Below are 18,669 nucleotides of genomic sequence, written 5' to 3'. Positions count from 1 at the left end.
GAGGGTGACGGGTTTGAGCGCTGCTTTTCAGGGTACACCTGAGATCGAAAACATTTGGACAGGACTCTAGGACGGTGGTTTGCGCGATAAAAAAACGGATGATGCCCCCACTTTTACCCCCAAGTCGCTCGTGATACACGAGCGAACGAAAATGGCGAGTGCTGGCAGAATTCCATTAGGGTCCTAATGGTTACTGTTAACTCCACATTGGAGTCAGGGGCATCGTGAGTCGCTGTCAGGGCGTCCAGAAAATTCAGGGCGATTCAACATTGGCGTGTCCATGGCACCTACCTCAGGAATGCTCTATCACCATCACCGCAGTAGTGTCCGCCTCGAGTGCTTCGAACACGTGAGGCACATTCGCCAGGTAGCTGATGTAGTCGCCAGCGTTCAGCAACACAGGTCCGCTCGCCGGGCCAATATGGGCGCTGCCGCTGCACAACACCACGTGCTCTACGGTTCCCGGTGGGTGAGGCTGAGACAGCCGAACTTCGCCGGGCTGCACCTTAAGCCGGTAGATGTCGCGCTGTACTCCCGCCTGGCAATCGGCAAGCAGTGTCGCTGCGTAATTGGCAGTCTCGGCATAGGTGGTCATGCCCTCGTTGGCGCGAATCACCCGCAACGGCTGTTGGGGTTGCTCGAAGAACCGGGTGACTTGCAAACCCATTGCCATCGCCAGCGACCACAAGGTTTCGATGCTGGGGTTGCCGATTCCCGACTCTAATTGAGACAAGGTCGACTTCGCCACCCCGGCGCGCTTCGCCAACTCGGTCAAGGAAAGCCCGGCGGCCAAGCGTTCGCGTTTGATTGAAAGCGCCAGCAGATCGATTCGGCTCGGATTATTTCTCAATAGGGTGTTCGTTATGCTGGTCATTTGTTTTATAAATCATCCTTAAATGGGTTGACGCTCTTGGGCGCCATGTTCATTATAGTGGTCATTAGTTCATTATAAAGTTCGATTTTCCGAACCAACATCGCGAATAGCGGCTTAGGTTACGGCAATGCCAGCAGCAAGGAAGCAGTGAGTGATGAAGTCGCAAACCCGTGGGACGCTCGAAATGATTTCGGCCATGGTGATCTCCGGCACGGTGGGCTGGTTCGTCATTATGTCGGGGCAGAGCCCGGAGGCGGTGGTGTTCTGGCGTTGCTTGTTCGGCGCCATGGCGATGCTGGTCGCGTGCCTGATGCTCGGGGTGCTGCGCCGCTCCCGGATCACCGCCCGGCAGTTCATTCTGGTGTGCCTGGGCGGGGTGGCGCTGATCCTCAACTGGGTGCTGCTGTTCAGTGCCTACAAACATTCCTCTATCGCCATTGCCACGGTGGTCTACCACGTTCAGCCGTTCATGCTGGTCGGTCTGGGGGTGCTGTTTTTCGCGGAGCGCCTCAGCGCCGCCAAGGTTGGCTGGCTGCTGTTGGCCTTCGCCGGGCTGATGCTGATCGTGTCCGCCAAGGGCAGTGGGCAGGCCACCAGCGCCGACTACTTGCTCGGCGTCTGCCTGGCCCTGGCTTCAGCCTTCTTCTACGCTGTGGCAGCGGCGATCACCAAGCGCCTCAAGGACTTGCCCGCGCACCTGATCGTGCTGATCCAGATGGTGGTAGGCGTGCTGGTCCTGGCACCGTTCGTGGATTTCAGCAGGGTCGATACGGTCGAGGGCGCCTGGACATACCTGATCATTATCGGCGTGGTCCATACCGGGCTCATGTCGACCCTGCTGTACAGCGCCATCCAGAAAATCCCCACGGCGCTGGTCGGGGCACTGTCATTCATCTATCCGATCGTCGCCATCCTGGTCGACTGGGTTGCCTTCGCCCACCCGCTTGGGGTCCTGCAAGTGATTGGCGCGAGCGCCATCCTGCTGGCGGCTGCGGGCATGAACTTCGGCTGGTCGCTGGGCCGTGCCCCGCGTCAGGAAGTGACCTAGGGCCGGGCGCGACACCACACGCCATCTGAACCATCGTTAAATCAAGGGAGTTGATCGTGACTGTGATCTTGTGTGGCCTGGGAGGCTGCCTTCCGCCTCAGATAATTGACAATCAGCAAATTTCCAACGGGTTGGATACCACGCCCGAATGGATCGAATCGCGCACGGGCATTCGTGAGCGTCGAATGGTCAGTGATGGGTTGAGCATGCTCGATTTGGCAATCAAGGCCGGTGCCCGTGCGCTCGCCTCGGCAGATGGGCGCGCGGTGCAGGCGGTGGTGGTCGCGACCACCTCGCCGGAGCGCATCTGCCCGGCGGTGGCACCGGAAGTGGCGTCGGTACTGGGCCTGGGCGACATCGCCGCCTATGACATCACCTCTGCCTGCAGCGGTTTCGTGTATGGGCTGGCCACTGCTTCCGGACTGATTGCCGCGGGCATCGCCGACAGTGTCCTGCTGATCGGCGCGGAAGCCTTTACCACCTTCGTCAACCCGCAAGACCGCGCCACCCGGCCGATCTTCGGTGACGGTGCCGGTGCCGTGGTCCTGCGCCGTGGCGAGGCGGACGAGGCCGGCGCGCTCGGTTGCTTCGACCTCGGCAGCGACGGTGCCCGTTCGGACCTGCTGGCCATTCCTGCCGGCGGCTCGCGACAACGTTCGGCCAGCGCCGGGCTGGGCCATGACGCGGTAGCGCCGGGTGAGTTCTATCTGCACATGGACGGTCGCGCGGTCTATGAGCAGGCCGTTGCACGCATGTCCACGTCGGCCCAGAGCGTGCTGGACCGCTCGCACTGGTCGATGGACCAGGTCGACTGGTTCGTCGGTCACCAAGCCAATGTGCGCATCCTGCAATCCGTGGCTTTCGAGCTGGGCCTGCCCGCAGAGAAGGTGGCGGTGAATATCCAGCGGCTGGGCAACACCCTGACGGCCTCCATCCCGCTGCTGCTCAACGACCTGGCCCTGCGCGGCGACCTCAAGGCCGGCCAACGTGTGTTGGTGAGTGCATTCGGCGCGGGCCTCTCGTGGGGCTCGACCGTACTGCGCTGGCCGCAACTGACTACCCGCAACAGCGAGTGGCAGGACTGATTCAGACTTTTCCCAACCTACAGTTCCACACAACAGGAGTCATGTGATGACCGTAAGCAACGAAGCTATCGCCCAAGCCATTGCCGCGCGTTTCAACATCGAAGAAAGCCGTATCGTCCCTGATGCCTCCCTTGAGGACCTGGGTTTCGACTCGCTGTCGCAGGTCGACCTGGCCCAGTTGCTGAGAAAGAAACTCGGTGTGCAGATCAGCGATGCACAGCTGTCGGAGGTCGCCACTGTCGGTGACGTTCTGGCGCTGGCCAACGGTAAGGCGTGATGGCCGCCGAAGCGGTGGTTGTGACCGGTATCGGCCTGGTCACACCCGCCGGCATCGGCATCGAGGCGAACTGGCAGCGGGTGGTGGCAGGTGAAGCCACGGCCGCGCCGGACAAGACCCTCGAAGCGATGCCGGTGGGGATCTCGTGCCGTGTGCCGAGTTTTGACAGCGCCTTGCTGGGCGTCAAGAACCCCTGGCAATGGGACCGTTATGCGCAGTTCGCCTTGCTGGCGGCGCGCCAGGCCCTGGCGGATGCCGGCCTCGAGGCCGGCAGCTGGAAAGATGAGAGCCGTGTGGCGGTGATCATCGGTTCTGGGGCAGGGGGCACCGCCACCCTGGAGCAGCAGCACGCCGTGTTGCTCGCCGAAGGGCCTGACGATGTGTCCTCGCTGACCCTGCCCATGGGCCTGCTGAACATGGCCGCCGGGCAGGTTGCCATTGAACTGGGCGCGCGCGGCCCGTGCCTGGCCCCGTGTTCGGCGTGTGCGTCGGGGGCTTCGGCGCTGGGCATGGCCAAGGACCTGATCAACCGCGGGGTATGCGACATCGTGGTGGCCGGCGGTGCGGAAGCACCGATCACACCGCTGTATGTCTCCGCGTTTGCCAAGATGCGCGCGTTGTCGCGCAACACCGATGCCAGCGGCGCATCGCGCCCGTTCGATGCCGCGCGTGACGGCTTCGTCATCGGTGAAGGCGCCGGGATGTTCGTGCTTGAGTCCGAGGCACATGCCCAGGCCCGAGGTGCGCGCAACCGCGGGCGTCTGCTCGGTTATGGCGCATCGGCAGATGCTCACCACGTCACCACGCCTCATCCCCAAGGGCTCGGTGCCCGTTTGGCGATGCAGGCAGCACTGCGCGACGCCGGTATCGAGGCCAGCGCCGTGGATTACGTCAATGCCCATGGCACGTCGACGCCGGGCAACGACGTGATCGAGTCGCACGCCATCGCCGAGTTGTTCGGTGCTCGCATGCTGGTCAGTTCGACCAAAGGTGTTACCGGGCATCTGCTGGGCGCCGCCGGTGCCATCGAGGCGGCCTACACCTTGCTCGCGCTTGAACACGGGCTGGTACCGCCGACGGCCAACTTGCGCAACCCCGACCCGCAGATAGCGGTTGACCTGGTCCAGGGCCAGGCGCGCGCGCAGCCAATCAAGGTGGCGCTTTCCAATTCGTTCGGATTTGGCGGCCAGAATGTCTCACTGGTGTTCGCCGCCTGAGACCTCGCCGCTCACTGCACAGGACATGTCATGACTCATCCAAGCATCCCGAGAACTGTCGCCCCCTTGGCGCGCGACGAACTGCGCGACCTGCTATTCGCCGGCACGTTCGAGAGCCATCACCAGAGCATTCGCGACGTGCTGCTCGACCCGATCTTCGACCCGCAGCCGGGCCTGAACATGGAGCAGGCCGGACGGTTGGCCTATGCCCGCAGCCGCCATGTGCACGCGGCGCTCGAACGCCCGCTGCAGATTCTGGCCAACCCGCGTCGGCTGTTTGCCCTGGCGGAATGGCCAAGCCTGCTGGACGTCGCCAGCTTCTCGCTGCTGATGGTCCACTACAACCTGTGCCTGGGCACGGTATTCGATCATGCCCAGGGCCGTCCCGACATCGCCGGGCTCACCGAGGCGCTGGACGAACTGACCTCGTTCGGCCCCTACATGGCGACCGAACTGGGTTTTGGGAATAACGTCGCGGCGTTGCAGACCGAGGCGGTGTATGACCGCCATAGCCAGACCTTTACGCTCAATACGCCGAGTGCCAGCGCGCAAAAGTACATGTCCTATAGCGGGTTCGGCGATATCCCCAAAGTCGCGACCGTGATGGCGCGCTTGAAAATCGAAGGCAAGGATCACGGCGTATTTCCGTTCCTGATCAGGCTGTCCACTGAGGCAGGCTTGTGCCCCGGTATCTGCGCGGTCTTGTGCCCGGAGAAACCGGTGCAGGGGCTGGACAACGGCCTGACCTGGTTCGACAACGTGCGTGTATCGCGTAGCAGCCTGCTGCACGGCGACATGGGCCACTTCGCTGAAGACGGCAGCTTTGTACTCGGCGCGGGCAATGCCCGGTCGCGCTTCCTGCGCGCCATGTCGCGGATCGTGCCAGGCCGTTTGTGCGTGGCCAGTGCCGCCCAGGGCGCAAGTCGCGCGAGCCTGTACATCGCGTTGCGCTATGGCCAGCAGCGGCTGACCAACGCCCCCGGGACCAACGACATGCCGGTCATCGAATACCGCAGCTACCAGCGTGCGATGTTCTCGGCACTGGCCAGCACCTATGCGATGACGCTGCTGCTCAACGAAGCCAAGGCACGTTTCCTGGCCAATACAGCTGAGCCGGCTGCCGATGTCGTCAGCCTGATCAACATCACCAAGGCACTGGCTACCTGGGATGCCACCGCCGTTATCGCCGAGTGCCGCGAGCGCTGTGGCGCACAAGGTATTTTCAGCGTTAACCGCATCGCCGATTACGGTTCCCTGCTGCAAGGTTTGGTAACGGCCGAAGGTGACAACCTGGTGCTGCTCGCCACCGTAGCCGGCCAACTGCTCGCCCAGGCCTGGCAAGGTCCGTTGCCGCTGCGCCCGGCACGTGCACGGCGTCTGGCCGAGCCGGAGTGGTTGATCGCGGCTATCGCCTTTCGCGAGTACCAGCTGTGGCTGACGGTTCGCGAGGAGATGAACGCTGACGAGCGCGGCTATTTCGAGGTGTGGAACGACGCCATGAATCCCGGCCTGGAGCTTGCGCGTCTGCGTGGTGAACGTGTGGCCCTGGAGCAACTCTGGAGTGCCCCGCTGCATGCGCAGCAGGACGAGGCCAAGGCGGCGCTCAATGGCCTGGCATCGCTTTATGGCCTGAACCTGCTGCAGCGTGACGCAGCGTGGTTTCTGGCACATGAGCTTATCGACGCCGGCCAGGCCCTGTCGCTGCCAGGGCGGATCGACCAGCAGTGCGCAGCCCTGCGCCCGCACGTGTCGACCCTGATCGACGGCTTTGCCCTGTCGCCTGAGCTGCTGCGCGCGCCCATCGCCCAGGACGACTACATCCAGGCGTTCTGCAAGCAGGTGCACGCCAATGTCGACTGATACCGCCAGCGCACGCGTTGCCCCTTCGGCCACTGCGGAGACCTCCATGTCCGTACACATTTATCAATGCCCCGTCCGTTGGTCCGACATGGACGTGTATGGGGTGGTCAACAATGTTTCGTTCCTGCGCTTGCTGGAGGAAGCGCGGGTGGACTTCATCTGGCGCCTGGGCGCGGAGCAGGGCGATGCCTTCTTCAGCGGCGGCTCCGTGGTGGTCAGGCATGCGATCGAGTACAAGCGCCCGCTGGTCCACCGCCACGAACCCGTGGCCATCCATATGTGGGTCTCAGAAGTTCGTGCCGCCGCCGTGACTATCGAGTATGAAGTGCGCGACGGCGACACGTTGTGCGCCCTGGCAGCGACCACCATGGCGCCATTCAACTACGAAGGGCGCTACCTGCGCACCATGAGCGATGAGGAAACGGCGTTTTTCGAACGCTTCCTCAACCCACGCAAGGCGCTGTCATGCGCCTGCTGAGGGTCGGTGCACCGGGGCGCGAGCGCCCCTGCGCAGTCGGCGTCGATGGCTCGGTTCGGGACCTCAGTACGTGGGTCGATGACTGGACCGGGGCAGCGCTGGCCGTGGTGGCAATGGAGGCGCTGTCGCGGCGCTTCACGCTGGAATGGGCGCAACTGCCGCAGGTTCATATCGAGCACGAACGCATCGGCCCGGCATTGCGGCCGGGGCAGATCCTGTCGATCGGCCTGAACTACCACCGGCATGCCCGGGAGGCCGGGATGGCGGTGCCGGAAGAGCCGATTGTGTCGAGCAAATCGGTGCATGCGTTGGGAGGCCCGTTCGATGACCTGGTGCTGCCGCTCGACGGCGACAAGACCGACTGGGAGGTGGAGTTGGGTGTGGTCATCGGGCGTCGGGTCCAGTACCTGGCCACGCCCGCTGACGCTGCAGCCTGCATCCTGGGTTACTGCACCGCCAATGATTTGTCCGAACGCAGTTGGTTACTGGAGCGGGGCGGGCAATGGATCAAGGGCAAGTCATTCGATGGGTTTGCGCCGCTGGGACCGTATCTGGTGACTGCCGATGAGATGCCGTCGCCCCAGGCGCTGGAACTGATCTGCCGGGTCAATGGTGAGGTCATGCAGCGCGACAGCAGCGAGGACATGATCTTCGACGTGCATCACCTGATTCATTACCTCAGCCGCTTCATGACCCTGCACCCTGGCGACGTGATCCTCACCGGAAGCCCGGGCGGCATGGCATTGGGGCGACCAGACCAGCCGTTTCTGCGCGACGGCGATGTGGTCGAGGCCGAGGTGGTCGGCCTGGGCGCGCAGCGTCAAGTATGCCGCGCATTCTATAAGGAAGTGACATGACCCAACTCGCCCAGACCTTTACCTGCACGGTACTGCGTGAAGCGCCGGCCGAGCTGATCGAGGCGCTCGCGGCACGTTTCGATGAGCGCTGTTCGACCGCTACGGCCATATGTGAGCAGCATGGCCGCGACGAATCGGCGTATGTCGATGCGCCGTTGCCCCAGGCCGTGGTGTTTGCCCGCAGCACCGAGGACATCGTTGACACCGTGCGCCTGGTGGCCGCTCACCGCGTGCCGCTGATCGCTTACGGTGCCGGATCGTCGGTCGAAGGCCATCTGCTGGCGGTGCAGGGCGGCATCAGCCTTGACCTGAGCCAGATGAACCAGATCCTGGCGATCCATGCCGAAGACATGAGCGTCACCGTGCAGCCGGGCGTGACCCGCCGCCAGCTTGAAGAAGCCTTGAAAAGTACCGGTCTGTTCTTTCCCATCGACCCGGGTGCCGATGCGTCCATCGGTGGCATGTGCGCCACGAGTGCCAGCGGGACCAATGCCGTGCGCTACGGCACGATGAAAGAGAATGTGCTGGCCCTGCAAGTGGTCACCGCTGGCGGCGATGTCATCCGTACCGGTACCCGCGCGAAAAAAAGCAGTGCCGGGTATGACCTTACCCATTTGATGGTTGGCAGCGAAGGTACCCTGGGCATCATCAGTGAGATTACGTTGCGCCTGCACCCGGTGCCGGAGTCGATCTGCGCTGCGGTGTGTTCGTTCGACAGCATCGACCAGGCGGTGAACGTGGCGATCCAGGTCATCCAATCCGGTATCGCCGTGGCGCGAATCGAGCTGATCGACGCCAACACCGTGCGCATGGTCAAAGTGCACAGCAAACTGGAACTGCCGCAGGCGCCGATGCTGTTGATGGAGTTCCATGGCAGCGAACTGGGTGTGCGTGAGCAAGCGCAGGCCGTGGAAGCGATTGCCGGCGAGTGGGGCGGCCAGGCGTTTGAGTGGGCGACCAGCGTCGAGGCGCGTCGGCGGCTATGGACGGCCCGGCACCATGCCTATTTTGCCGCGATTCAATCGCAGCCCGGCTGCCGCGCAATCAGCACCGACACTTGCGTGCCAATCAGCCGCCTCGCCGAATGCCTGCTTGAGTCCATCGCTGAAGTCGACGCGACGGGCCTGCCGTATTTCCTGGTGGGGCATGTGGGTGACGGGAATTTCCACTTCGGCTACTTGATTGATCCTGACGACCCTCAGCAAAGGGCATTGGCCGAGTCACTGAACGATCGGCTGGTGGCACGGGCCATTCGGCTCTCGGGCACCTGCACCGGCGAACATGGTATCGGGCTGCACAAGCAGGGCTACCTGGTCGACCAGACGGGTGCAGGCGCCGTCGAGATGATGCGCGCGATCAAGCGCACGCTGGACCCGGACAACATTCTCAACCCCGGAAAGATTTTTTCCTTCGAAACACCTGCCAGGGAGGCGCGTCCATGACCGATAAATCCAACGGGGCCGGTAGCCTAATGCGTACGGTTCTGGTAACCGGCGGTTCACGCGGGCTGGGTGCCGCGGTAGTCGAAGACCTCGTGGCACGGGGCCTGAACGTGTGTTTCACCTACCTCAATAATGCGGATCAGGCCGAACAATTGGCGGCGTCCCTAGGCACCGACCGGGTGCTGCCGGTGCGCGCCGACGGGCGTGATGCCAATGCCATCGAGCAGGCGGTCAAGCGTTGCGTGGCGCACTTTGGCGCCCTCGAGGGTTTGGTCAATAACGCCGGTATCACCCAGGACCGCAGTGCGTTGGCCATGAGCGCCGAACAGTGGCACAGCGTGATCGGCAGCAACCTCGACAGCGCGTTTCATGCCTGCAAGGCGGTGTTGCCGCTGTTCGTCGAACAGGGCTTTGGTGCGGTGGTGAACATGGCCTCGATTTCCGGGCTGATCGGCGTCCCTGGGCAGGCCAACTATTGCGCGAGCAAGGCGGGTTTGATCGGTATGACGCGCTCGATGGCAGTCGAATTCGCCGCCCGTGGCGTGCGTCTCAATGTCGTCGCGCCTGGGTTCATCGACACCGATATGACCCGCAAGCTTAACGAGCGACGGGTGGCAGAAATGGAAAACCGCATCCCCATGCGTCGCTTCGGCACCCCGCAAGAGGTGGCCAAGGTGGTGGCCTTCCTGTTGTCGCAGGATGCGGCCTACATGACCGGCCAGGTGATGGTGGTGGATGGCGGCCTGGTGACCTGAGCTGTCGGGTGAGCACTCGCCGGACTCGGGTGCCAACGCGCTACTTTGAATTTTTCGGAGCCTATCAACATGACAATGGATGCCAGACTTGGGGGCGTGCAGCTGGGTGCTGCGCTGCAGCTTCCCGTTGACGTCGACCCCGAGGAAACCAAGGAATGGCTGGACGCCTTTGATGGCGTCGTGCACCACGTGGGAGTGGAACGCGGACGCTACTTGTTACAGCGCCTGATCAGGCAGGCCGGGCGTTGTGGCATTGCAGCGTCTACCACATTGCGCACGGCTTACTGCAATACGCTTCATCACAGTGAGCAGGGGCACTTTGCCGGTGACCTGGAACTGGAGCGCCAGTTGGCGGCATGGGTCCGCTGGAACGCCATGGCTATGGTGGTCCAGGCCAACCGCCGTCAGGGCGAGTTGGGTGGTCACATTGCCAGCTACGCGTCGGCGGCCGACCTGTTCGAGGTGGGCTTCAATCACTTCTTCCGCGCCGGGCCCAGCGGTGAAACCAATGACCTGGTGTTCTTCCAGGCGCATTCGGCGCCGGGCATTTATGCGCGCGCTTTCCTCGAAGGCCGCTTGAGCGAGCGCCAACTGGCCAACTACCGGCGCGAAGTCGGCGGTGAGGGCCTGTGTTCCTACCCCCACCCATGGTCAATGCCTGATTTCTGGCAATTCCCAACCGGTTCCATGGGGTTGGGGCCGATCAGCGCCATCTACCAGGCCCGCTTTATGCGCTACCTGCAGCATCGTCACCTGAGCCCATCGTCGACACGCCACGTCTGGGGCTTTTTCGGCGACGGCGAGATGGACGAGCCTGAATCGCTCGCGGCGCTGGGCCTGGCGGCACGTGAAGGGCTCGACAATCTGACCTTCGTGATCAACTGCAATCTGCAGCGCCTCGACGGCCCGGTGCGTGGCAACGGCAAAGTGATTGAAGAGCTTGAGGCGCAGTTTCTAGGGGCCGGCTGGAACGTGGTCAAAGTGCTGTGGGGCAGCGAGTGGGATGCACTGCTCGACCAGGACCATGATGGCGTGCTCCAGCATTACCTGGACATCACCGTCGATGGTGAATACCAGTCGCTCTCCACACTGGACGGCGCGGCCAGGCGTCAACGCTTTTTCGCCCGGCACCCACGGTTGCTGGAGAAGGTCGCGCACCTGGATGACCACCAGCTGGAGCAAATGCGCCGCGGCGGCCACGACCCCTTGAAGATTCACGCCGCCTACACCGCCGCGCTGGCCTGCAAGGGGCGCCCGACGGTGATCCTGGCCAAGACCGAGAAGGGCCATGGCATGGGGCGCTGGGGGCAGGGCAAGATGATCGCGCACCAGCAGAAACAGCTCGACGCTGAGGCGCTGTTGGCGTTCCGCGACCGCTTCGCGCTGCCCCTGAGCGACGAGGATGTTCATGCTGCTCGGTTGTTCAAGCCTGAAGCCGACAGCCCTGTGATGCGCTACCTGCACAGCCGTCGTCAGGCCCTCCACGGTTATCTGCCGAGCCGCAGCAGCGTTGCAGTGCCTTTGGAAACGCCGGCGGCCAGTGCATTCGCAGGCTTTGCGTCGGCGGGGGAAAGCAAACCGATGTCCACCACCCTGGCGTTCGTGCGCATGTTGGGCACATTGCTCAAGGCCCCGGTGTTAGGCGAGCGCATCGTGCCGATTGTGGCCGACGAGGCGCGCACGTTCGGCATGGCCAATCTCTTCCACAAGTACGGTATCTATTCGCCCCAGGGCCAACTTTATACACCCGAAGACAAGGATTCTATCGTGTCGTACCGCGAGGCTCGCGATGGTCAGATCCTTGAGGAAGGCATCACCGAGGCTGGGGCGATGTCTTCATGGATCGCAGCAGGTACCGCCTACAGCACCCACGGCATGGCGATGCTGCCGGTGTACATTTTCTATTCCATGTTCGGCTTCCAGCGTGTTGCCGATTTGATCTGGGCCGCGGCTGACCAGCGCACCCGCGGCTTTCTGATCGGGGCGACGTCAGGGCGCACGACCCTGGCCGGGGAGGGGCTGCAGCATCAAGACGGTTCAAGCCATGTTGTCGCGGCGACCGTGCCCAACTGCCGAGCCTACGACCCGGCGTTTGCCGGTGAATTGGCAGTGATTGTGGACCATGGGCTCAAGTGCATGCTGACCGCCCAGGAGGACGTCTTTTACTACCTCACCGTGACCAATGAAAATTACCTGCAACGGTCGCTGCCGGACGGTGCCGAGGCGGATGTGATCAAGGGCATGTACCTGCTCGACACACTGGACGCCGGGTCGGACGCGCCGTTGGTGCGCCTGCTTGGAAGCGGCGCGATCCTCAATGAAGTGCTGGCGGCGGCGAACCGGCTGCGCGAGCAATGGGGCGTGACGGTGCAGGTCTGGAGTGTCACCAGTTTCAGCGAGCTTGAACGCGATGCCAGGTCTGCCCAACACGCGCGTCTGGCGGGTGCGCAGACGACACTGGGACATGTCGAGCAATGCCTGGGCGGGTCCGCGCCGGTCGTGGCGGCGACGGACTATGTCAGGGCCTATGCGCAACTCATCGCTCCCTATGTCAGTGCGCCGTTCAAGGTGCTGGGCACGGATGGCTTCGGCTGTTCAGACACCCGGCGCGCCCTGCGGCGTTACTTCGAGGTGGACAGCCAGGCGATCTGCCTGACGGCTCTGCAGGCACTGGTGGAGCAAGGACGCCTGGCCGCAGACACGGTCGCCAAAGCCCGTCGTGTCATGGACGGTACGGATAATCGCCATGCTTGACCGCCGTGGATAGCCAGGATTGACCTGGGTGGTGTTCCAACTCAGCTACCTATGGCTGTGGCTGGTGTGGCAGGTGCTGTCATATGACCTTGAGGGTTGGCGTACCTTGCTGGTCGCCACCCATCTGGCTCAGCAGCAGTGCCTGCAGCTCTTTTGCGGGCCGTTGTGAGTGCCCGGTCATCCAGCGTTTAAGTGTGCGACGGCTTGAATCAAAGACTCTCAGGGTCGCCAAAAAACATCTGAATCCGCGACCTTAACCAACGCTCCCCCGGGTCATTATCTTGCGACCCGCGCCAAGCCATGTGCAATTCAAAGCTGCGCACCGGCAACGGCGGGTCCTCGGCCCGAACGCCACCAGCGGCGGTCAACGCTTCAGCTGTGTAATCAGGCACGGTCGCAACGATATCGGTGCCACTGATCAGCGTGCTCAACCCATTGAACTGCGGCACTGCCAGCACCACATGCCGTTTGCGCCCCAGTTTTTCCAGCTCTTCATCTATAAAGCCGCTCAGGTCGCCGGCGAACGAAACCAGAGCGTGGGGGCGGGCGCAGAAATCATCCAGACTCAATGGCCCTGGCACCGTATCGGCGCGCAACAATTTCGGCATGCTGCGGCGCAGTACTTTGCGCTTGGCGTTGGCCGGCAAGTCGGCAGTGTAGCTGACGCCGATGGAGATCTCGCCCGAGGCCAGCAGGTTCGGCATCAGGATGTAGTTGGCCCGACGCACCACCAGCACGATCCCCGGCGATTCAGCGCGCAACCGTTTGAGCAGCATTGGCAGCAGCGCAAATTCAACATCATCGGACAAGCCGATGCGGAACACCGCGGTGCTGGTCGCCGGGTCGAATTCCGCCGCACGACTGACCGCGGTGGAAATCGAATCCAGGGCCGGCGAGAGCAGGGCGAAGATTTCCACCGCCCGAGCGGAAGGCTCCATGCTGCGGCCGGTGCGTACAAACAGCGGGTCATCGAACAGCCCGCGCAGGCGCGAGAGCGCCGCACTGATGGCCGGCTGACCGAGGAACAATTTTTCCGCGGCGCGGGTCACGCTGCGTTCGTGCATCAGTGTTTCGAAAACGATCAACAGGTTCAGGTCGACACGACGCAGGTCATTACGATTCATCTGGAGTCCTGGCAGATTCAGCAAACTTGACGTGAGCGGCCATATGAGAACAATGGCCGGCATGAATCTTACGGGCAAAGGCTGGTACTCTGCACAGGGTAATTCAGTTTTTCCTGAAAGGCGCTTCGGTTTTTTACGGCATTTGATGATGTCGCCGTCGCTGCGGAATCAATGACAGGCATGTCGACTATTAATAGCCACTGATGGTCTTGGGTAGAAAGCCCAGATAGAGTTCAAGGCATTAGAGGTTACTTTGACGAGGTTTGCGATGTCCCGCACGATCCGTTTTCACAAGTTTGGTCCAGCCGAGGTGCTCAAATGCGAAGAGCATGCGGCCGCTCTGCCTGCGCCGGGCGAAGTGCAGGTGCGCGTCGAAGCGATAGGCATCAGCTGGTACGACATTCTCTGGCGCCAGAACCTGGCCTCGTCCCATGCTCGTCTGCCTTCAGGCCTTGGTCATGAAATGGCTGGCGTGGTCACGATGGTCGGCGAAGGCGTCGATGATCTGGCCGTTGGTGACAAGGTCGCCAGCTTCCCGGCCGAGAGCCCCAACGACTACCCGGTTTACGGCGAACAGATCGTTCTGCCGCGCTCGGCGCTGACCCGCTACCCGGACGTACTCAGCCCGATCGAAGCCAGCGTTCATTACACGCCACTGTTGATCGCCTATTTTGCCTACGCCGATCTGGCGCGAGTCAAACCCGGGCAATTTGCCTTGGTGACCGACGCCAGCCACTGCGCCGGGCCGTCGTTCGTGCAATTGGGCAAAGCCCTTGGTGTGCGAGTGATTGCTGCGACCAAAACCGCGGATGAGCGTGAGTACCTGTTGTCCCTGGGTGCCGAGAAGGTCATCGTCACCGAAGAACAGGATCTGCTGATGCAAATCAACAAGATCACCGATAACCGCGGCGTCGATGTGGTGTTCGATGGCCTGGGCGGGCCGCAGATGTCGCTGCTCGGCGATGTGCTCGCACCTCGCGGCAGCCTGGTGCTCTATGGCCTGCAAGGGGGTAATCAGACGCCATTCCCGGCCTGCGCGGCATTCCAGAAGAACATTCAGTTCTTCGTGCATTGCATCGGTAATTTCACCGGCAAGCCGGAACTGGGCATCATCCAGGATCAGGCCGCACTGCAACGTGCCCTGCGCGACATCAATCAGATGACTGCGGACCGTGTGCTGTTGCCGCTCAAGACCCGGGTCTTCCCTTTTTCCGAGTTTGTCGAAGCCCACCGCTATATGGACGAATGCCCATGTCGCGAACGGGTAGCTCTTCAGGTCGAACCTGTTGCCTGAGCCCTTATGCAAGACCCTCAGCAAGAGTCCGTCCAGGCACGGACTCTTTCTCCCAACACCTCCCAAATGAGACACCCATTGATCCCGCGGTGGGTCGGTTCAGCAACTGAACCGGTTTTTGCTCTCAATCTGTATCTTCTAATCATCATATAAGCCCTGATAATTGAATGATTACTTTCATCTCAAGGAAAGAGTCGTGATCGGGTATCAGGCTGAAACTTCTCAACGTACGCCGGCAATATATGCTCAACAAATAGTGCAGCGTCGCTCAGTTGTCATACATTTATTGGCAACTTCTTTCCTTATTTCTTGTACTCAGTGTCTGTGGGACGCTGTCGGAAATTTCCTAGGAAAGCACATGGGAGCGCAAGGTCCCCAGTCTGGCTGGCTTCGCGGCGACCTCGGCTTCGTTGGGGTATGCCCAGTGTTCAATTATTTCAAATAATTGCATAAGGCTTAAGTGCTAGCATTTGAACAGTAATCCCGGCACCCATTCATGACAGGTAATTGTCGCGCAACTGCATGTTCGCTGTTTGCGCAGTATCAAACTTATGAGTTACAGGTAAATAAATGATGACCGCTACCCATGATCAAGCAATGAACTATGTTTACCAGCAAATGCTGCAGCGTTTGTTGGGTTTTTTCTCCCGCGCCGAGCGTACGGCATTGCAGTTGATGATTCAGCGCCTGGTGGTGTCCGCGGGAGGTATTGAGCGTATCGGCGATTACAAGGTGCTGACGATCCAGTCCGGGTCCCGCGACAGTTGCTACGCACTGGCGCTGCTGCGCGCGGCGCAACTGAGTATTGCCAGTCGGGCACCGGCAACGTTTCAACTGCGAGTGGCGACCTTGCGCTTGAACGGTGTGGCCTCCACATCCCTGGAAAACATCCATCACAGTTGTAGTGCGCTGTTTCTCTACGACGACCCCCGAGTCGAAGTGTTGATGGTCGATAATCGGGAAGTCCTGCCGTTCAACCATCTGGCGCCGATCTCTGAAGCCGGTCGCGAGTCGAACCGGCTCAATCTACTGATGGTCGGGCACCGCCGTACCTGGGACGGGGCGCTTGATCTGTGGGATGACGGGTACCTGGCAACCGGCGAATTTTATGGACAGATTGCCCGCTGGGACCAAGGTGTCGATGCATTGATCAGCAGCGATACGCCCCGTCGGCAGAAGCAGTTTCTCGTGGGATTGAACCGTGCAGCGGCCAAGGCCGGGCTCAAGGCAGCAGACCATCATGAGACGGGGTACGAGGGCCTGTTCGCGCGGCTCGATGAATTGGGCAGCGATTGCTACCGCGCGTTTTATCCTGAGTCTGCCCAAGCGGCATGGCGTCCCGCCGATCGCTTTGAAGCTTGTCGCCGCACAACCTTCATTGATATTCACGACATGCTGGTCAGCAATCTGGAAGAGCGCTGGCCACTGCTCACCGATTTCCTAGGGGTTCAACCTGACGAGTTGTCAGCTCAGCTCAGTGATAACGACTACGTCAGCTTGTCGATATCCGCGCATATTCGTGGCTTGCAAGCGTGCTTTGTCCACGGTCGCACCTACGAGACGGGCGTCAGCGAGTTCCTGCAGCGGTCGCTGGTGATGATGCGTCGTAAACAGCTTCCAGAGCGTTTTTGCGAACAGGCAATGGAGACATTCGGCAACCCGATGACAATGACCGACCAGCGCACGTTGGCGACGGCCGAGGCACAAAAGAACCTCGGTTTGAGCGAGGCTCAACTGGTGTGTCTGCTGTTCGCCCCTTTTGTCGATAGCGGCGCGGCGCTGGAGCATTTTCTTCGTCGGTGCCATCCGGGCATGCTCGTGGCGTTGCCCGACTTGCACCGGGCGATGCAGGGCGGCCCGGCGCCCGAGCAGGTTCTGCAGTGGATGGTCGATGTAAGCGGGTTGCCTGTAAGTCTGATCGGTACGCTTTACCGCATGGGGCCGGTGGTTCGGGATGAGGGCAGGGGGCTCGGCATGGAAAGCGGCGAAGTGGGTGCGCAAGCTGAAGTCGTGGAACCTGACAGTGAAACGACTGTGGCTGGCGAATGGTCGACGGGCCGGTGAAAGTGCCAGGTCTGACGGATTCAGCAAGGATGCGTCACGACGTTCGTAGCCTGTTCGGCCGTTACCCATGAAAGGACCACGAGATACCGATTTCGCGTACCAGGCGGTGTACCGTTACCTGACTAATCTGATCAATGAACCGGGCAGTGACGCGCAAGTGCGCCTGCCCTCATTGCGACAGTTGGCGCACCGCCTGAGTGTGTCTATCTCGACCATTCAGTACGCCTACTCGCTGCTGGAGAAGGAAGGGCGCGTCTATTCGGTGGCCAAGTCCGGCTACTACGCCGTCCCCGTATCCTCGATAGGCATGCCCGGCCGCGGCAAGGACCTGCTCGAAACGGTTTATGTCAACGCCAGACGTCCCGGCATGCTGGTGCTGAGCGCCGATGAACCGGCGTTATTACAACCGCTGGATAGCCCGTTGCTGTTGCTGGAGAGAGAATTGCTGCGCCAGTACCCACGCCAGCCACAACCGTCTTCGCAACCCTGCGGCGAGCTGGAGCTGCGCACAGCCCTGGCGGCGCGCTATACCACTTCGCCGACACGTTGCTGGCATGCTGATGATGTTTATATCGGTGCAGATCTGCGGGGAGTCCTGGAAATATTGATCGCCGTCCTTGGCCTCAAAGACGCTGTGGTGGTGGTCGAATCACCGTGCGACTGGGTCATTCTGCGTCTGCTCCAGGATGCGGACGTGCGGGTGATCGAGCTGCCGTTGCAAGCCGATGGTGGTCTGGATCTGGAGCAGTTGAAGGAACTGCTTGAGACCGAGCCGGTGCGACTGGTCATGCTTTCATCGGGACTGAACATGCCACGAGGCAGTGTGGCACCTGACAGCAACAGGCAATCCGCCGCACAGCTGCTGCTACGACATGGCAGTTGGGTACTGGAAAACGATTGCTATGGCGAGCTTGAGTTCGAGTCGAACGGCCTGCGATTTCGTGATCTGCTGGACCCGGATCGGCTGATCGTGTTTTCCACATTCGAGAAATTCATCGGGTCGGAGGCGCCCTTCGGCTATCTACTGTCGCGACAATTGCGTGCCAGATTGCAGCGGCACTTTTTGCTGCGCGCTTTCCGTTTGTCGTTGATTCGTCAGAAAGCCATTGCACGGTTGTACAGCAACGGACGCATTGATCAACACCTGCTGGTGTTGCGTCGACTGCTCAAGGAACGCATGGTGCAGATGACCCAGTTGCTTGAAGAGCGTCTGCCCGATGCGCTGCACTTCGTTGAACCCCGGGGCGGGGCGACGATCTGGATTCGCTCATTGCGCCAGGTCAATGTGCATCGAGTGTTCGAGCGTTTGCTCAAGCAGCATGTGGTGATTGCGCCGGGAGAATTGTTTAGCTTGCAGGGCCTGCACGGTCAGCACTTGCGCCTGAGTCACACCTTCGGTGGTCACCACGACCTCGCCGACGCATTGGGACTGTTGGGGGATGCCTTGCGCCTGGAATCGATCGACTGAGCCAAGGTGCCAATCCTCCCCGGAACCTGACAATCGATAACATCGCGCCAGGGGCAAACTGTCAGTAAACTG

General features: G+C 61.4%; 16 protein-coding genes. 14 read left to right on the top strand and 2 right to left on the bottom strand.

Translation table 11 applies throughout. The features are described 5' to 3' along the window. Nucleotides 1–292: 292 nt before the first annotated feature. The gene (locus MMG91_RS00540) at nucleotides 293–874 is read right to left on the bottom strand and encodes an XRE family transcriptional regulator (protein ID WP_310658375.1); all 582 of its coding nucleotides are present in this window, start codon (nucleotides 872–874) and stop codon (nucleotides 293–295) included. A gap of 154 nt (nucleotides 875–1,028) precedes the next feature. Here MMG91_RS00540 and MMG91_RS00535 point away from each other — a divergent pair, with 154 nt between their 5' ends. The 11 genes from MMG91_RS00535 (at nucleotide 1,029) to MMG91_RS00485 (ending at nucleotide 12,816) form a co-directional block, all read left to right on the top strand. After that, nucleotides 1,029–1,922, top strand: a complete 894-nt coding sequence (locus MMG91_RS00535; RefSeq protein ID WP_310658715.1) for a DMT family transporter — start codon at nucleotides 1,029–1,031, stop codon at nucleotides 1,920–1,922. A gap of 56 nt (nucleotides 1,923–1,978) precedes the next feature. Then, nucleotides 1,979–3,007 (top strand): beta-ketoacyl-ACP synthase III, encoded by a 1,029-nt coding sequence (locus tag MMG91_RS00530; protein ID WP_310658374.1) that lies wholly within the window; start codon nucleotides 1,979–1,981, stop codon nucleotides 3,005–3,007. Nucleotides 3,008–3,053: 46 nt separating this feature from the next. Then, nucleotides 3,054–3,284 (top strand): acyl carrier protein, encoded by a 231-nt coding sequence (locus MMG91_RS00525; RefSeq protein ID WP_007936684.1) that lies wholly within the window; start codon nucleotides 3,054–3,056, stop codon nucleotides 3,282–3,284. Beyond that, nucleotides 3,284–4,501 (top strand): beta-ketoacyl-[acyl-carrier-protein] synthase family protein, encoded by a 1,218-nt coding sequence (locus MMG91_RS00520; RefSeq protein ID WP_310658373.1) that lies wholly within the window; start codon nucleotides 3,284–3,286, stop codon nucleotides 4,499–4,501. Before MMG91_RS00525 ends, MMG91_RS00520 begins: the two co-directional genes overlap by 1 nt. A gap of 30 nt (nucleotides 4,502–4,531) precedes the next feature. Beyond that, entirely contained in the window at nucleotides 4,532–6,361 is a 1,830-nt protein-coding gene (locus tag MMG91_RS00515) for an acyl-CoA dehydrogenase (protein WP_310658372.1), read from the top strand. Between the two features lie 46 nt (nucleotides 6,362–6,407). After that, on the top strand, nucleotides 6,408–6,839 hold the full coding sequence (locus MMG91_RS00510; protein WP_310658371.1) for a thioesterase family protein: 432 nt from the start codon (nucleotides 6,408–6,410) through the stop codon (nucleotides 6,837–6,839). Next, nucleotides 6,827–7,696, top strand: coding sequence for a fumarylacetoacetate hydrolase family protein (locus tag MMG91_RS00505; protein ID WP_310658370.1), 870 nt, complete (start codon nucleotides 6,827–6,829; stop codon nucleotides 7,694–7,696). The genes MMG91_RS00510 and MMG91_RS00505 overlap by 13 nt, the downstream gene beginning before the upstream one ends. Then, nucleotides 7,693–9,138, top strand: coding sequence for an FAD-linked oxidase C-terminal domain-containing protein (locus MMG91_RS00500; RefSeq protein WP_310658369.1), 1,446 nt, complete (start codon nucleotides 7,693–7,695; stop codon nucleotides 9,136–9,138). The genes MMG91_RS00505 and MMG91_RS00500 overlap by 4 nt, the downstream gene beginning before the upstream one ends. Further along, nucleotides 9,135–9,893 carry a 3-oxoacyl-ACP reductase FabG gene (fabG, locus tag MMG91_RS00495; RefSeq protein WP_310658368.1) on the top strand — a complete coding sequence of 253 codons (759 nt, stop codon included), beginning with the start codon at nucleotides 9,135–9,137 and terminating at the stop codon, nucleotides 9,891–9,893. The genes MMG91_RS00500 and fabG overlap by 4 nt, the downstream gene beginning before the upstream one ends. Nucleotides 9,894–9,968: 75 nt before the next feature. Then, entirely contained in the window at nucleotides 9,969–12,647 is a 2,679-nt protein-coding gene (gene aceE / locus MMG91_RS00490; RefSeq protein ID WP_405046511.1) for a pyruvate dehydrogenase (acetyl-transferring), homodimeric type, read from the top strand. A gap of 31 nt (nucleotides 12,648–12,678) precedes the next feature. Then, nucleotides 12,679–12,816, top strand: a complete 138-nt coding sequence (locus MMG91_RS00485; protein ID WP_310658366.1) for a hypothetical protein — start codon at nucleotides 12,679–12,681, stop codon at nucleotides 12,814–12,816. A gap of 40 nt (nucleotides 12,817–12,856) precedes the next feature. Here MMG91_RS00485 and MMG91_RS00480 read toward each other — a convergent pair whose 3' ends face one another. Next, entirely contained in the window at nucleotides 12,857–13,771 is a 915-nt protein-coding gene (locus MMG91_RS00480) for a LysR family transcriptional regulator (protein WP_095129803.1), read from the bottom strand. Between the two features lie 268 nt (nucleotides 13,772–14,039). On the opposite strand from MMG91_RS00480, the gene MMG91_RS00475 reads away from it, so the two are divergent. From MMG91_RS00475 to MMG91_RS00465, 3 genes are all read left to right on the top strand, one after another. After that, complete coding sequence (locus MMG91_RS00475) at nucleotides 14,040–15,065, top strand: zinc-dependent alcohol dehydrogenase family protein (protein ID WP_310658365.1); 1,026 nt, start codon at nucleotides 14,040–14,042, stop codon at nucleotides 15,063–15,065. A 573-nt stretch (nucleotides 15,066–15,638) separates the two neighbouring features. Further along, nucleotides 15,639–17,129 (top strand): hypothetical protein, encoded by a 1,491-nt coding sequence (locus MMG91_RS00470; RefSeq protein WP_310658714.1) that lies wholly within the window; start codon nucleotides 15,639–15,641, stop codon nucleotides 17,127–17,129. A 67-nt stretch (nucleotides 17,130–17,196) separates the two neighbouring features. Further along, nucleotides 17,197–18,597 (top strand): PLP-dependent aminotransferase family protein, encoded by a 1,401-nt coding sequence (locus tag MMG91_RS00465; protein WP_310658364.1) that lies wholly within the window; start codon nucleotides 17,197–17,199, stop codon nucleotides 18,595–18,597. Nucleotides 18,598–18,669 lie beyond the last annotated feature (72 nt).

Origin of the sequence: Pseudomonas sp. JL3 (genome assembly GCF_031570575.1) — a bacterium.
GTDB classification, from domain to species: domain Bacteria; phylum Pseudomonadota; class Gammaproteobacteria; order Pseudomonadales; family Pseudomonadaceae; genus Aquipseudomonas; species Aquipseudomonas cucumis.
This window is presented reverse-complemented; position numbering and strand designations above follow the sequence as displayed.